Origin of the sequence: Streptomyces sp. MB09-02B (genome assembly GCF_033794485.1) — a bacterium.
Taxonomy (GTDB): Bacteria; Actinomycetota; Actinomycetes; order Streptomycetales; family Streptomycetaceae; genus Streptomyces.
The window spans coordinates 1-1691 of sequence record NZ_JARGEE010000814.1 but is presented as its reverse complement, the minus strand read 5'-3'; the positions used below and the strand labels follow the sequence as shown (position 1 = coordinate 1691).

Here is a 1691-nt window from a genome sequence, read left to right as displayed (position 1 = left end):
GAACGGGGGAACGGGGAACCGGGGGAGAGCCCGGCGTCGGGAAGCGGAGGCTTCCGGGCGCCGGGCTCCACCCGTCTCAGGACGATGCGGGCCCGCCGGTCGCGGGGGACGTGCGTTTCAGGAGCACGTACCCCTGGATGACACCCCGCAGGACGTACGTGTCGCGCGGATGCAGCTGCCGGGCGAAGGCGGGGACGTCCTTCACCCAGCGCGAGTTGTTGTTGAAGACGATGTAGTCGGGGGCGAGCCCCTTCGCGCGGCCGATCCAGAAGACCCGGCAGCGGGACGTCAGCCGGGCTATGGGGCCGACGTTGGACTCGACGGTCGCCCCGTCGGGGATGGTGTCCAGCAGCCTCTCGACCGCTCTGACCTCGGCGGGCACCCGATAGGCGTCCGCCTTGGTCAGGTTGCCCAGCGGCAGCGCGGTCGTCAGCGCCAGCGAGGCCGCGAGGACGGCGGCGGGCAGATGGAGCGCGTACGAGCGCAGCCACGGCCGGGAGCTGTGGCGGGCGGCCGGGAGGGCGTCGACGAGCGCGAGGGTGATGATCGGCATCAGGACGGCGCTGTAGTGCCAGGCCGTGCCCCAGTAGTTGTCGTCGGAGGAGACGAACCGCCAGCCCAGGGTCGGCAGGACCGCGATCAGGACCGGAGAGCGCAGGGCGAGCAGTCCGCTGGTCGGGATCAGCAGCCAGAGAACGGTGCGGATCTTGACGTCCAGGCCGTCGAGGGGGCCGGAGCCGCCGACCTTGGTCAGGTAGTCGGAGGCACCGGCTGTGTTGAAGGACGGGATGATCAGCGTGAAGGCGAGCAGCGTGGCGACCGCGCCGAACGACGCGACGGCGACGGCGTACGGCACGACGCGGGACGACCCCTCCCGCCGGGCCCGTAGCGCGACGACCACCGCTATCGCCGCCAGCGTCAGCCCCTGGTCCTCCTTGACCAGCACCAGCGGCAGCCCCCACAGCAGCGCGGCCCGCCAGCGCCGCAGCAGCAGCGCTTCCAGGGAGAACGCGATCAGCGGGACCGCGAAGCAGATCTCGTGGAAGTCGAAGTCCACGGCGTTCTGCAGTCCCCACGACAGTCCGTACGCCACCCCGAGCGCGAGGCCCCGGGCCCGCCCCAGTATTCGGGTCGCCGCCCGGGTCACCGGCACCGCCGACAGCGCGAACAGCGCGGCCTGGATCACCAGCAGCGTCACGGGGGACGGGAACACCCGGTAGAACGGTGCCAGCAGCATGGTGACCGGGCTGAAGTGGTCGCCCAGGACGTTGTAGCCCGGCCCCTTCAGCTCGACGATCGGCGCCTGGAGGTGCGCGTACGCCCGCACCGCCTGCTCGTAGATCCCGAGGTCGTACGACCGGGTCCCCAGCCGCAGATACCGCCCGACGGACACCACCGCGTACGCCACGAACAGCCCGACCGCGATCAGACACGGCTCCCGGCCCGCGAGGGAGAACCGCCGGCCAGGGGCAGCGGGCGAGCCCCACGCCGCGACCGGCCCGGGTATGAGCGAGGGCACCGACGGTTGCGTGGACGGGGCGCTCGAAACCATGGGGACTCACGTTCGGGTGGAGACAGAGGATGCCCATAGAGACTAGGCGGGCCTGAAAGGGCAGGGGCGCAGCCCCTGCTTTTCAGGGGCGCGGGGAACTGTGCGAGAACCCCCACCGAACCCGCACTCACCCACCCAC

Annotated in this window: 1 protein-coding gene; it reads right to left on the bottom strand. The window is 71.5% G+C overall.

The window, feature by feature from the left end:
* Positions 1-76: 76 nt before the first annotated feature.
* Positions 77-1552, bottom strand: coding sequence for a DUF2079 domain-containing protein (locus P1P70_RS44300; protein ID WP_319248116.1), 1476 nt, complete (start codon positions 1550-1552; stop codon positions 77-79).
* Positions 1553-1691 lie beyond the last annotated feature (139 nt).